The 13,819-nt window shown below is 71.3% G+C and carries 8 protein-coding genes; 4 read left to right on the top strand and 4 right to left on the bottom strand.

What is annotated here, in order from left to right; translation table 11 throughout:
* Window positions 1-92: 92 nt before the first annotated feature.
* Both ACIBQX_RS01750 and ACIBQX_RS01745 read right to left on the bottom strand, forming a co-directional pair.
* Entirely contained in the window at window positions 93-3,515 is a 3,423-nt protein-coding gene (locus ACIBQX_RS01750) for a S8 family serine peptidase (RefSeq protein ID WP_396999482.1), read from the bottom strand.
* 201 nt (window positions 3,516-3,716) lie between these two features.
* On the bottom strand, window positions 3,717-5,144 hold the full coding sequence (locus ACIBQX_RS01745; protein ID WP_396999480.1) for a glycosyltransferase family 39 protein: 1,428 nt from the start codon (window positions 5,142-5,144) through the stop codon (window positions 3,717-3,719).
* Between the two features lie 271 nt (window positions 5,145-5,415).
* Between ACIBQX_RS01745 and ACIBQX_RS01740 the strand changes: the two genes are divergently transcribed.
* The 4 genes from ACIBQX_RS01740 to thyX all read left to right on the top strand — a co-directional run bounded on the left by ACIBQX_RS01740 (window position 5,416) and on the right by thyX (window position 12,381).
* Window positions 5,416-7,548 carry an anthranilate synthase component I gene (locus ACIBQX_RS01740; RefSeq protein WP_396999478.1) on the top strand — a complete coding sequence of 711 codons (2,133 nt, stop codon included), beginning with the start codon at window positions 5,416-5,418 and terminating at the stop codon, window positions 7,546-7,548.
* A gap of 52 nt (window positions 7,549-7,600) precedes the next feature.
* Window positions 7,601-8,746: an amidohydrolase family protein gene (locus ACIBQX_RS01735; protein WP_396999476.1), complete on the top strand. Its 1,146-nt coding sequence runs from the start codon at window positions 7,601-7,603 to the stop codon at window positions 8,744-8,746.
* A gap of 173 nt (window positions 8,747-8,919) precedes the next feature.
* A complete protein-coding gene (locus tag ACIBQX_RS01730) occupies window positions 8,920-11,565 on the top strand; it encodes a M4 family metallopeptidase (protein ID WP_396999474.1) in 2,646 nt (881 codons plus the stop codon).
* A 105-nt stretch (window positions 11,566-11,670) separates the two neighbouring features.
* Window positions 11,671-12,381: an FAD-dependent thymidylate synthase gene (gene thyX / locus ACIBQX_RS01725; protein WP_396999472.1), complete on the top strand. Its 711-nt coding sequence runs from the start codon at window positions 11,671-11,673 to the stop codon at window positions 12,379-12,381.
* Between the two features lie 46 nt (window positions 12,382-12,427).
* Here thyX and ACIBQX_RS01720 read toward each other — a convergent pair whose 3' ends face one another.
* Both ACIBQX_RS01720 and ACIBQX_RS01715 read right to left on the bottom strand, forming a co-directional pair.
* Entirely contained in the window at window positions 12,428-12,736 is a 309-nt protein-coding gene (locus tag ACIBQX_RS01720) for a molybdopterin synthase sulfur carrier subunit (RefSeq protein WP_396999470.1), read from the bottom strand.
* A gap of 3 nt (window positions 12,737-12,739) precedes the next feature.
* Window positions 12,740-13,819, bottom strand: coding sequence for a WD40/YVTN/BNR-like repeat-containing protein (locus tag ACIBQX_RS01715; protein ID WP_396999468.1), 1,080 nt, complete (start codon window positions 13,817-13,819; stop codon window positions 12,740-12,742).

Genomic DNA, 13,819 nt, shown 5'->3' with positions numbered 1-13,819 from the left:
ACCTACCAGTAACATACTCCGCCGGCGGAACGGTAGCCGGGGTGCCGGAGCCCGCCCCACCGGCGGTGGGGCGGGCTCGGTGGACGACGGACCTACGGGGCGGTCCTGTCGGGCCGCTCGGAGATCCTGATGCCGTTGACGAGCGTCGAGCCCTCGCGGGTGGCGAAGCGCACGTTCAGCTGCCCGTCACTCACACGCACCGTGTACTGCCTGCTCACGGCCGTGTACGTGCCCGCCTCCAGGGCCAGGTCGAGGGCCGGGATGGCCAGCTCTCCCTCGACCAGCACGTCGAACACGCGCCGGCCCGGACGGGTGTTCTCGATGTCGGCGAAGTCCAGCTCCACCGTGTAGACCCCGTTGGGGACGCCGTCGAAGCGGTACTCCAGCATCCCTTCGCGAGCCGTCCTGAACAGCGACTGGTCCTCGGTGCCCTGGATCGTCCTGCGCGTGCTGCCGGTGCTGCTGTGGTTGGCCACGTAGCCGTGACCGCCCGCCCGGTACCTGCTGTCGGCGACCCAGCTGTCGCCGGCCGCGTCCGTGGTCCCGCGGGTGCCGCCGACGTCCACGGCCACCTGGTGCTTGGGCACCACGACCGTCACCGCGACCTCGATGACGGGCTGGCGGCCGCTGGCCGACCTGATGAGCAGCTTGGCGGCGCGCGCCGTGCCGGCCGCCACGCCGTCGCTGGAGACGGTGATCTTCAGCGTCGTCTTCTGGTCCTTGGCCAGAGTGCCGGAGCCCGGTGTGACCGTGAGCCAGTCCGCCGATTCGGCGGTGACGGTGTACGGCGTGGCCGAGCCGAGGTTGGTCAGCTCCATCGTCCGCGTCCTGCTGGCGTCCGCGGGCATCACCACGGCGAGCTCGGCCACCGAGGCGGCCACCCGGCCGGTGACCAGGGCCGTGTCGACCGGGGTCAGCGTCCCGGGCACGACCGTGACGGACCGGGTGAAGGTGCCGTAGTGCTCCTTGGAGACCTCCACCTCGTAGTCTCCGGCCAGCACCTGGCCGGAGAACCTGCCGTCGGCGCCGGTGGTGAAGGTCCCCACCTCGCCGATCTTGACCGTCGCGCCCGGCAGCGGGTCACCGTCGTTGGCGTCGGTCACCGCACCTGTCACCAGGCCGTGCTGGCTCGCCGTGAAGGTGAGGCTCTGCCCGTCGGATATCGCCGCCTCGTTCGCGGAGTGGAGCAGCGCGTCGTCGCCCGCGCTGTTCTCGATGCCGATCGTGGCGGACGAGCCCTGGTCGCGCTCGCTCTCGATGTCCTTGTAGCGGTAGGCGACCGACCCGTCCTCACCCAGCAGAGCCGAGAACGAGACCCGCTGCGTGTCGTCGTTGTAGAACCTGACGTTGCGCCACTCGATGACGAACCGGCGGTGCGGAGCCGTGCCGACGACCCCGGTGTACACACCGCTCTGATCGTCCACCACCAGGTCGTCCCAGAACGGGTAGACCGCGTTGTTGGGCGTTCCCGAGCTGGGCAGGGTGCCGTTGCTGCCGCTGACGACCCTGTTGGCGGCGAAGGTGGCGAACCCGTTGGTGGTGATCCACGCACTGGACGCGCCGCCACCGTAGAACGGGATCGAGAACGGCAGCGTCACCTGGGTCGCGTCGTCGTCGCCGGTGAGCGCGAGCTTGTCGGTGCCCGCCGTGTACGGCTCGGCGTCGCTGCCGCAGGTGTAGCCGAAGTTGTCGCCGCGCAGCGGCAGCTCGACGTCCTTGGTCAGGTCGCCGGCCACCGTGACGGACACGGTGGTGCCGCCGGAGCAGCGCGACGCCGGCACGACGGAGAGCTCGTAGTCGCCGTACGGCAGCGTCAGCCGGTAGTGGCCCTCGGCGTCGGTGACGGCGCTGAGCGGCGTGCCGTCGGCCTCGATCCGGGCGCCCGACTCGGCGGTGCCGGCCGTGGTGACCGTGCCGGACACCACGCCGGAGGCCAGCTGGGTCAGCGCCACGTCGGCGGTCGCGCTCTGCTCGGCCACGACGGTCGCGCTCGCGCTCGCCGTCTCATAGCCGAACTTCGCGGCCTTGATCTCGTATGCGCCCGGCACCAGGCGGACGAAGGTGTAGGCGCCGTCCGCGCCGGTGACGACCGTGCGGTTGGTCGGGCCCGAGGCGGTGATCGTGACGCCGGCCACCGGCGCGCCGCCCGCGGTGACGACGCCCTTGAGCTCGCCCACCGCTTCCTGCGGCGCGGCCTGGACCGCGGCGAAGGCGTCGAGCCTGCCCTCGCCCCAGATGTTGTTGTCGGCGGGGGCGCCGCCGCAGGCGGTGTCGGGCACATCGATCGCGGTGACGTCGAGCAGCGGCCGGGTGGCCTCGATGTCACCGTTCAGGCTCGGCGCCGCCGACCAGATGAGCGCCACGGTGGCCGCCACGTGCGGCGAGGCCATCGACGTGCCCGTGAAGGAGTCGTAGCCGCCGGGCACCGAGGAGCGGACGTTCACTCCGGGGGCCGCGATGTTCGGCTTGATCTCGCCGTTCTCGCCCGCGCCCTTGCTGGAGCGCGCGTACAGGGCGTTGTTGACGTCGAAGCCGCCGGCGCTGTAGCTGGTGATGTACTGGCCCGGTGAGCCGCTGGTCGTGCAGGCGGGGCCCGAGTTGCCGTTGGAGAAGGCCGGGAAGATTCCGGCGGCGACCCATGCCTCGACCGTCTCCTTGTACCAGGGGTCGAAGCCGGAGCCGCCCCAGGAGTTGTTGACGATGTCAGGCGCCAGGTCGGGGCGCGGGTTGGCGCCGCCGGCGTCCGTGGGGGCGAGGATCCACTGTCCGGACGCCAGCAGGGAGGCGTCGCTGCAGGAGTTGGCCTCGCAGCCCTTGGCCGCGATCCACGTCGCGCCCGGGGCCACGCCGATGCCGTTGGCGCCCACCATGGTGCCCATGGTGTGGGTGCCGTGGCCGTTGTTGTCGCACGGCGCGGAGGTCGGGCAGATCTGGGCCGGGTCGAACCAGTTGTAGTCGTGGCTCACGGAGCCGTCCGGGTTGCGGCCGCGGTAGGACGCCTGCAGGTCCGGGTGGTCGAACTGCACACCGGTGTCGATGTTGGCGATCACGATGCCCTCACCGCGGTTGCCCAGTTCGTCCCACACCCGCGGGGCGCCGATCCGGTCGACGTTCCACTCGATCGCGTTGATCTTGTTCTCCGCCTTGCCCTGTTCGGGCTTGGGCAGCGTGAGCGTGCGGACGGGCTCGATCCGCTCCACCTCGGGCCGCTCGGCGATCTCGGCCGCCAGCTTGGCGTCCGCTGTCACCTTGATGGCGTTGACGATCCAGTACGGGGTGAAGTCGGCGCCGTGCGACTTCAGCAGCTTGCGCAGGGGCGCCTGTGAGGTCTCGGCCTGATCGGTCTTGGCCGCGTAGACCCGCTCGGCCTTGACCTCCTTGGAGGTGGCCCGGCGGGCGGAGCTGAGGTCGGCCTCGCCCTTCACGTGCACCCAGAAGGTGGCCTTGTCAGCGCTGTCAAGCTGCTTCTGGACAGCTGAGTCGATCTTGCCGGGGTCGGGGGCGGCGTGTGCCACGCCGTAGGGGAGGATGAGACTGAGAGTAGCGACGGCTCCGAGTAAGAGCGCGCGCCATCGGGGGGTGTTCAGCACAACTCTCCTTCGCACTCAGCGGTAGAGCTGATCTTTACGCCTACGTCGAGAAGAGTGAAGAGATCTTGTTCGGAAAGCAAGTGCTTAACCCCAACAAAATCTGACATTTCCTGAAATGTGATCTGGTCAACTGAAATGTCGCCATGTGTGCCAGGTGGTGCTCCATGGCTGGTCAAGGCCCCTGCAGAGGTGGATCCGCAGCCCCTGCTCCTCGTTGTCGATGCCGACGCCATTGTCAACTTCGGCCCTCAGCTCACACGTCGAGAACTGCAGGTCGCGGCGCATCGGGCCGATGTCCAAGACGATCGCGACCGTCCCGGACTCGGGCGGCGGGCCGTATTCGCCCAGCTGGTTGTGGCCCGAGTAGACGCGCGGCAGACCGGCACTTGACAGCGAGCCGTACTCGCCGTAATTGGCGGTGACGATCACAGCCCGTGACCGGTCCTCCGGCGACAGCGAGCGGAGGATCCCGCTGACGGCCTCGTTCAGCCGGGGCCAGCCGATCGACTCCCTGGCCACCTCGTTGATCGCCGGCACCGGCGTCCTGGCGAGCACGCTCACCGGGATCAGCGGCAGCGCGATCAGCGCGCAGCCCAGCGAGTTCATCGCCACCGACACGACGCCCGAGCGGACCCGGTCCGGGCCCGCCGCCTCCACGCTCACGCAGCCCGCGGCGAACAGCAGCAGGATCAGCCCGGCCGTGTAGTCGAACCGGCCGCCGCTGATGAGCGTGACCGCTGCGGTCACCGGGTACGCCACGGCCAGTGCCCGTACGCGCGCGTCCCGCCACAGCCGCACGAACCCGAACGCGCCGATCACCGCCACCACCGGCCCGAAGAGCAGCAGCTGCATCGGGACGAAGAGCGCCCGCATGCCGTCGCCCTTGTTCTCGCTGAGCGCCGCCGCCATCTCCAGTTGCGGCCAGCCGTGGGTGTGCTGGTAGACCAGGTTCGGCGCGGCCAGCGTCAACGCGACCAGCGCCCCGGCCCACACCCACGGCCCGGCCAGCACCCGGCGCGGCCCCACCGCCAGCAGCCCGCCGGCCAGCCCCAGCACCAGCATCGCGATCAGGTGCTTGTTGTAGGTGGCGAGCCCGAGCACCGCGCCGGCCGCGAGCCACCAGCGGGGGTCGCGCAGCAGCGCCCGCAGGATGAACAGGATCGCCGCCGCCCACAGCGGCAGGTCGAAGCTGACCGTCAGCATCGTGTGCCCGGCGATCAGCGTGTACGCCCCGCCGGCCGTGCCCGCCGCCGCCAGCGCCTGCGCCACGCGGCCGCCGCCGAGCTCGCGCGCGATGAGCGCCATCAGGAACACCAGGACCACGACGGACAGCGCCGGGAACACCCGGATCGCGGTGATGCCGTCACCGAACAGCGCGATGGCCGCCTTGGCCAGCATCGGCGTCAGTGGCGGCTGGTCCACGTATCCCCAGGCGGGATGCTCGGCCAGCACCCGGAAGTACAGCTCGTCGCGGTGGAATCCGTAGCCGGGGCTGAGCACCAGCAGGACGCCGAACAGCAGGACCGCGATCACGGTGACGGATCGCCATGCCAAGGGCTGCCTCATTGGGCCCAAACTAGATCCTTTGTGTGCGTTCTGTCAGTACGGGTTTCACCCCCTTGTCGCCCGGCGTGTCCGCGTTGCGTGATCTTGGCCCAGCGGAGTAATCTGTTCTCCATGCGAAATCGCGCCCGGCTTCAGTGGTGGCGCCGCTTCTAGGCGGCGCGAGATTCGCATACCTCAACGGACGGCCGCCCCGGTGAAGGCGGCCTTTGTCGTGTCCGCCCCCGGGGCTCATCATTTTCGGATACCAAAAGGGGCAGCAGTGGAGACGAGTGGATATACCACCGCCGGAGGCGTCGGCGTCGAGCGCGAAGTGCGCCAGGTGTCGGAGGACGCCCTCGAAGAGATCGTGACGTCCCTGGGCGACAGGCGCGGCGGCGCCTTCTCCTCCGGCATGGACTATCCCGGCCGCTACAGCCGCTGGGCGTTCGGCTACGTCGACCCCTGCGTGGAGCTCGTCGCCAGGGGCCGCACCATCTCGGCCAGGGCGCTCAACGAGCGCGGCAGGGTGGTGCTGCCCGCCGTCTCCTCCTGCCTGCTGGCCGCCGGCAAGCCGGTCGAGGAGCCCACCGCCGACTACGTCGAGGTGCGCGTCGACGAGTCCGAGGACCTGCTCCCCGAGGAGCTGCGCAGCCGCCGGCCCACCGTCTTCACCGCGATCCGCGAGGTCATCGCCGCCTTCAAGGGCGACGACCCCCACCTGGGCCTCTACGGCGCGTTCGGCTACGACCTGGCCTTCCAGTTCGAGCCGATCAGGCAGGAGCTCGTCCGCCCCGACGACCAGCGCGACCTCGTCCTGCACCTGCCCGACCGGCTCGTCGTCATCGACAGGCAGCGCGAGACCTGCGTCGACATCCGCTACGAGTTCACCGTCGACGGCGCCACCACCCGCGGCCTGGAGCGCACCGGCGAGTCCACCCCTCTCGTCGCGCCCGCGCAGCTGCCGCCGGACCCGGCCAGGGGCGACTACGCCAAGGTCGTCGCCGCGGCCAAGGAGCGGTTCAAGCGCGGCGACCTGTTCGAGGTCGTGCCCGGCCAGGTCTTCCACGCCACCTGCACCGACCCCGCGGCCTTCTACCGCAGCCTGCGCCAGAGCAATCCGGCGCCGTACGAGTTCATCATCAGCCTCGGCGAGGGCGAGCACCTGGTCGGCGCGTCGCCCGAGATGTTCGTCCGGGTCACCGGCGACCGGGTCGAGACCTGCCCGATCTCCGGCACGATCGCCAGAGGCGCCAACCCGGTCGAGGACGCCGAGGCCATCCGCACCCTCCTGACCAGCGTCAAGGAGGAGTCGGAGCTGACCATGTGCACCGACGTCGACCGCAACGACAAGTCGCGCGTCTGCGTCCCCGGCACGGTCAAGGTCATCGGCCGCCGCCAGATCGAGCTCTACTCACGCCTGATCCACACCGTCGACCACATCGAGGGCCGGTTGCGCCCCGAGTTCGACGCCCTGGACGCCTTCCTGACCCACATGTGGGCCGTCACGGTCACCGGCGCGCCCAAGACCTGGGCCATGCAGTTCATCGAGGATCACGAGGCCACCACCCGCAGGTGGTACGGCGGCGCGATCGGCTTCATCGGCTTCGACGGCTCCATGAACACCGGGCTCACCCTGCGCACCGCCCAGGTCAAGGACGGCATCGCGACCGTGCGGGCCGGCGCCACGCTGCTGTTCGACTCCGACCCGGAGGCCGAGGAGCGCGAGACCGAGCTCAAGGCCAGCGCTCTGCTGGGCGCGCTCGCCGCCGTCAACGAGCCCGAGGCGGTGCCCGTCACCGTGCCCAGGCAGCAGCCGGGCCAGGGCATGAAGGTGCTGCTCGTGGACCACGAGGACTCCTTCGTCAACACCCTGGCCGACTACTTCCGCCAGGAGGGCGCCGACGTGGTGACCCTGCGCCACGGCTTCCCCGCCCGGACCATCGACGAGATCGGCCCCGACCTCGTGGTGCTCTCGCCCGGCCCCGGCTGGCCGTCCGACTTCGGCATGTCGGCGCTGATCGACGAGATCTACGCCCGTGAGCTGCCGGTCTTCGGCGTCTGCCTGGGATTGCAGGCGATGGTCGAGCAGGCGGGCGGCAGCCTGGAACTGCTGGACTACCCCGAGCACGGCAAGCGCGGCCGGGTCGCCCGGCTGGGCGGCAGCGCGCTGCTCGACGGGCTGCCCGAGGAGTTCACCGCGGCCCGCTACCACTCGCTGCACGCCAAGCGGCCCGGGGTCGTCGGCTTCACCCCGACCGCGGTCACGCCCGACGGCAACGTGATGGCGATCGAGGACACCGCCAACCGGCGCTTCGCCGTGCAGTTCCACCCCGAGTCGATCCTCACCGCGGAGGGCGGCGCCGGCGCGAAGGTCATCGCGAACGTCCTGCGGCTTTCCCGCAGGTCCGGCTAACTCGTCGGTAAAACGTCCACGGGGCGTGCGGCCAGCCTTTAGAGTCTGCCGCATGCTCCCCGTAGACCTGCCCGACACGGTGCGTGAGGCCCTGCTCGCCCCGCTCGTCGACCACGCCTGCCACGGGGTGCGCCGGGACGAGCTGTCCAGGGCGCAGTTCGAGCTGCTCATCAACGAGGGGGCGAGCCCCGCCCCGCCCGGCACCACCCACTTCGACACCCCGATCGGCGCCGGCATCCGCCGCTGGTGCGCGCCCGTGCTCGGCCTGGAGCCGCACGCGCCGCCGGCCGTCTACGTGAGCCGCCGTGCCGAGCTCGGCGCGGCGGAGGTCAACCGCCGCCTGCTGCAGGCGGCGGGCGTGGTGGTGTTCCTGGTGGACACCGGCGTGGAGAGCGTCGACCTGCTGTCGGCCGCCGAGATGGGCCGCGGCGGCGAGGCGGCGGCCGACGAGATCGTCAGGGTCGAGCAGATCGAGCAGGACGTGGCCGAGATGGCGCAGGTCGCCGTCGACTACATGGACAGCCTCGGCGAGGAGCTCGCCGCCAGGGCGGTCCGGGCCGTCGGGCTCAAGACGGTCGCCGCCTACCGGCTCGGCCTCGGCTTCGATCCGTCCAGGCCGAGCCGCGGCTCGGTGATCGCGGCGGCCAACCGGCGGCTGTCGGAGCCCAAGCGGCGGCTCAACGAGCCGGTCCTGCTGCGCCACCTGCTCTGGACGGCGGTCGACGTGGCCAGGGAGCGCGGCCTGCCGATCCAGTTCCACACCGGGTTCGGCGAGTGCGAGGCCGACCCGCACCGCGCCGACCCCGCCCGGCTCGCCGGCTTCGTCCGGGCGCTCCAGCCGCTGGGCGTGCCGATGGTCCTGCTCAACGGCTACCCCTACCAGCGCCAGGCCGCCCATCTGGCCCACGCCTTCCCGCACGTCTACCTCGACGCCGGGCCCGCGTTCGCGCAGACGGGGGCGGGCTCCGCGCGGCTGGTGGAGGAGTTGCTGGAGCTGGCGCCGTTCCACAAGCTGCTGTTCGGCTCCGGCTGCCGGGGCGTGTCGGAGACCTGTTTCCTCGGCGCGCTGCACTTCAGGCGGGCGCTCGGCAGGGCGTTCAAGGCGCGGCTCGACGAGGGCGAGTGGAACGCGGCCGACGCCTCCAGAATCGCCCACATGATCGGCTCCGGTAATGCCCGTCGGATATACCGACTTTAAGGCCATATTTCAGGGTTGATCCGCGCGACCTGCCCTTTCGGTGTTTTTTCCTGTTTCGTACGAGCATTAATCGCTATTTCCGTACATTGGTGATCGAATTGTTATTTGTCGGTCAGTCAAATCTGCTGTCATGATCAGGGCGCCAGACCCCCTACGCCACACCAGGAGGTGTCGTGTCCTGGCGCCCCATCACCCTCACGGCCGTCGCCGCGCTGGCCGCCGCGCTGGCCGTACCCGGAACCGCCGTCGCGGACGACCCACCACCACCCCAGGTGGAGTCCCGCGCCGGCACCGAGGCCCCCGCCGAGGTGAGCGGCCTCGCCGAGCCCGCCGGGGCGGGAGACCTCGTCCAGGCGGCCAAGGCGCACCTGGAAGACCCGCGCTACCACCTGGACCCCGACGACCTGGTGCCTCTCCAGACGATCACCGACGGCACGGACCGGACGGTCAGGTTCGCCCAGCGCCACCGGGACCTGCCGGTGTTCGGCGGCCAGTACCTCGTCCACTTCACCGACCGGGACGGGCAGCGGGTGGTCACCGGGGCCGGCGGCCGCTTCCTCACCGAGCTCAGCGTCGACCCGACCCCGACGGTCACCGCCGAGACGGCCGGCAAGCTCGCCCGCAACCTGCTGATCAAGAACCGGGTCGCCCGGGAGAGCGTCGAGGCGGGCGCCGGCGAGCTCGTCGTGGTGCCGCGCGGCACCGGCGTGCTGGCCTGGCGGATCCCGCTCAAGGGCCACGACCGCGCCGCCAAGCGGCCCATCCTGCGTGACGCCTACGTGGACGCCCGCTCCGGCGCCCCGCTGTTCGCCGTCGACAGGCTCCACTTCGAAGGCCCCGTACAGGCGACCGGTCAGAGCGCGCACGGCGAGCAGCGCACGCTCAACGCCTACCAGCGCGCCGACGACGCCTACGAGCTGCGCGACCGGGCCCGCCCGATGTGGAACGGCGGCACCGGCGAGATCCTCACCTACGACGCCGCCGGCGGCGACGTCTTCGACTACCTGGAGCCCGGCATCCCGGCCGGCACCGAACCGGCCCGGTCGCCCACCCAGGCCTTCGGCCCGGCGCACACCGAGAGCGGCGCGGTGGACGCCCACCATGGCGCCGGTGAGGTGTACGAGTACTACCGGCGGCTCGGCCGCGAGGGACTGGACGGCAAGGGCGGCACCATGCACTCCGTCGTCAACGTCACCCTGTCCGGTGAGCCGTTCGCCAACGCGTTCTGGGACGGCACCAAGATGGTCTACGGCGGTGGCGGCCCCGACTACCACTCCTTCGCCGCCGGCCTCGACGTGGTCGGGCACGAGATGACGCACGGAGTGATCACCAACAGCGCCGACCTGGTCTACCTCGGCCAGTCGGGCGCGATGAACGAGGGCCTGGCCGACTACTTCGGCAACGCCATCGAGACCGACGCGCTCGGCATCCCCCTGTCCGACCCGGACGCGAGCCTGCTGGGCCAGGGGATCTGCAGGACCGCCGCACCCGCCGAGTGCGCCATCCGCGACCTCGACGACGACCGGAACGCCGTCGAGGACTACCTCGGCGTCACCGTCAGCCTCGACAGCGGCGGCGTGCACCTCAACTCCACGATCTTCTCCGGCGCCCTGTGGGACATCAGGGAGCGGCTCGGCGGCGCCAAGACCGACAAAATCGTCTACAAGGCGCTGACGGAGTACATGACGCCGCTCGACGACTTCGTCGACGGCCGCCGCGCCGTCGAGTCCGCCGCCCGCGCGGCCCGGCTGCCCGCCCGCGACCGGATCACCGTCGCGCGGGCCTTCGAACGGCACGGCATCACGCCCGGCTGGGACCGGCGGATCGGCACCGACAGCCGCGTCCTGGTCGACGGCCTGACCGACGCCTTCGTCAAGCCTGACGTGGCGGGGGACCGGTACGTGGCGGTGAACTCCGACGCCGACGCCACCGGGCCCACCTCCGTCCTCACCGGGCGGGTGCGCGGCGGCAAGGCGGTGAAGCTGTCGGACAACGACCAGTGGAACACCGCGCCCGCGACGGACGGCCGCCGGGCCGTCTGGGTCTCCTTCGACGACGCGCAGACCAGCTTCCAGATCCTGTCGCGCCCCCTCGACGGCCGTTCCCCGGTCACCACCGTGCACGAGACGACCAGGCTGGTGGCCTCCGTGGTGGTCTCCGGCGACGACCTCGCCTGGGAGGAGGTCGACCTGAACACCGGGGAGTCCCAGGTCTGGCTGAAGCGCGGCACCGGGGAGCCGGTCAACGTCTCCGCCGAGGACGGCGCCCAGGGCCTCCAGCCGTCGCTCGCCGGCGGCAGGCTGGCCTACCTGCGGTGGGCGGTCCAGGACGGCGTCCCGCACACCACCCCGGTCGTCCACGACCTGGCCACCGGCACGCGGACCGTGCTGCCCGAGGTGCCCTCCACCGGCGACACCCCGTCGGCGTCGGCGGTGCCCGTCCTGACCTCGCGGTACCTGGTCTGGCTCGTGGACACCGACGGCGACGGCACGTACGGCGTCATGCGGGCCGCCGCCGACGGCACGGGCGCCACCGCGCTCGTCCCCGACGGGCCGGAGCTGGGCTTCCCCACCTGGCTGGACGCCAGCGACTCGGCCGTGACCGTCGGGCTCTTCACGAGCTTCAGCGTCGAGGACAACGCCGGCCTGCCCAAGCTGTTCCAGGTTCCGCTCAACGGCGGCACGCTCCAGCGTTACTCCTGCAACCGAGGTGATCAGTACCTGTTCGCCGCCGGCGACGGCGCCCGAGCCGTCTGGCTCGACGGCACCGCGGCCGACACCGATCTCGTCACCCGCCCCGGGCCGGCCCGCCGCTGCTGACCGGCCCGCCCGACCGCTCGCCCGGCCCGCCTGCCGTGTCCCGTGACCGGGGTGCGGCAGGCGTACGATGGCGGGCGGCCTGTTCGCAGACGGAGGGATCGACGAGTGCGTTTTCTGGACGACGTGACGGTGGAGCTGGTCAAGCACAGCGCCGCGGACACCGATGTGCTGTGGGCGGCGCGGGTGTCCACGGCGGGCGAGCAGTCACTGGAGGAGCTCGGCAAGGACCCCGAGCGCTCCAAGGGACTGATCAACTTTCTGATGCGCGACCGGCACGGCAGCCCGTTCGAGCACAACTCCATGACCTTCTTCGTCAGCGCGCCGATCTTCGTCTTCCGCGAGTTCCAGCGCCACCGGGTGGGCTGGTCCTACAACGAGGAGAGCGGCCGCTACCGCGAGCTCCAGTCCGCCTTCTACGTGCCCGGCGCGGCGCGCAAGCTGGTGCAGGAGGGCAAGCCGGGTCACTACGTCTTCACCGAGGGCACCCCCGAGCAGCACAAGCTCGTCACCGAGGCGATGGAGGGCGCCTACCGCCAGTCCTACGCCGCCTACCAGGAGATGCTGGAGGCGGGCGTGGCCCGTGAGGTGGCGCGCGCCGTGCTGCCGCTGGGGGTGTTCTCCACGATGTACGCCACCTGCAACGCCCGCTCGCTCATGCACTTCCTGTCCCTGCGCACCCAGCACGAGCAGGCCAGGGTGCCGTCGTTCCCGCAGCGCGAGATCGAGATGGTGGCCGAGCGGATGGAGGCGATCTGGGCCGGGCTGATGCCCCTCACCCACGCCGCCTTCATCGCCAACGGCCGGGTCGCCCCCTGACCCACCCCTGGCCCCCCGCTCTGGTCCACCGCCCTGGCCCAGCCGGTCAGGCGAGCGCGGGCAGCACGTAGACCTCCGCGCCCGGCGGCATCGCACAGTCGAGGCCGCCGAGGCCGCGGGAGTTCTCGCCGCACACGATCATGCTGATGTGCCGGCGGATGCGCCCGTACTCGTCACGGATGCGCTCCTCCAGCAGCGGGTGGGTACGGCGCAGCATGTCCAGGGCCGAGCCCAGGGTGGGCGGGGAGTCGCGGTCGGCGCCGACGGCGAACACCTTGACCTCGGTGCGCCCGCTGACCCACCGGCGCAGCGAGCTGGGCAGCACGAAGACCACCATCATCACGGATTTGGCCATGGCTCACAGCACCGCCGCGCGCACGGTCAGCACGTCGGGCAGGTGCCGGCCCACCAGCGACCAGGTGTCCCCGTCGTCGCGCGAGCCGTAGACCGCGCCGTCGCGGGTGCCGAAGAACACCCCCGCCGCCGAGGCCGTCATCGCGTCGCGCAGCACGCAGGCGTAGACCGGCTCCTCGGGCAGGCCCCGGTCCAGCGGCTGCCAGGTGTCGCCGGCGTCGTCGCTGCGGTAGACGCGGTAGCGGTGGCCGACCGGGGTGCGGTCGATGTCGGCGTGCAGCGGCAGCACGTAGACGGTGTCGGGCCTGGTGGGGTGGACCACGATCGGGAAGCCGAAGTCCGACGGCAGCGGTGAGCCGATGTCCTGCCAGGAGGCGCCGAAGTCGTCGCTGCGGTAGACGCCGAAGTGGTGCTGCAGGAACAGGCGCTCGGGCCGGGACGGGTGCATGACGACCTTGTGCACGCACTGGCCGTACTCGGGATACTGCTGCCCCTCGGGCATGAACGGCGCGCGGATGCCCTGGTTGGCCGCCTCCCAGGTCAGGCCGCCGTCGCCGGTGCGGTAGAAGCCGCCGGTCGACACCGCCACGCCCATGATCAGCGGGTCGGACGGGTGGGGGATGATCGTGTGCAGGCAGAGCCCGCCGCCGCCCGGCTGCCAGTGCGGCCGGTGCGGGTGCTCCCACAGCCCCTCGACGAGGTCGTAGGTGACGCCGCCGTCCTGCGACCGGAACAGCGCACCCGGCTCCACGCCCGCCCAGACCACGTGGGGCTCCGACGGGGAGGGGACGAGCTGCCACACCCGGGTCAGGGTCGCCCCGGTCCGCCCGGGGAAGGCGATGGGCGCCCGCTCGGCCTCCTGCCAGGTCTTGCCGAGATCGTCGGAGTACATCACCGAGGGACCGAAGTGGCCGTACTCGATGGCCGCGAGGAGGCGGGGGGTGGTGCCGCGGGTGTCGATCGCCACCGCGTGCACCGCGACCGTGGAGAACTGGATCGGCTCGAGCTCGAAGGGTCCGCCGCCGGACGAGCGGGCGAGGAACAGGCCCTTGCGGGTGCCGATCGCGAGCATTGCGTCAGTCAT

The sequence above is a fragment of the Nonomuraea sp. NPDC049714 genome, assembly GCF_044465295.1.
Taxonomy (GTDB): domain Bacteria; phylum Actinomycetota; class Actinomycetes; order Streptosporangiales; family Streptosporangiaceae; genus Nonomuraea.
This window is presented reverse-complemented; position numbering and strand designations above follow the sequence as displayed.

Excerpts from the sequence above, each read along its gene's own strand:
- ACIBQX_RS01715 (WP_396999468.1), bottom strand. The coding sequence starts at position 13,819 with ATGACTGACGCAATGCTCGCGATCGGCACCCGCAAGGGCCTGTTCCTC.
- ACIBQX_RS01720 (WP_396999470.1), bottom strand. The coding sequence starts at position 12,736 with ATGGCCAAATCCGTGATGATGGTGGTCTTCGTGCTGCCCAGCTCGCTG.
- ACIBQX_RS01735 (WP_396999476.1), top strand. The coding sequence starts at position 7,601 with ATGCTCCCCGTAGACCTGCCCGACACGGTGCGTGAGGCCCTGCTCGCC.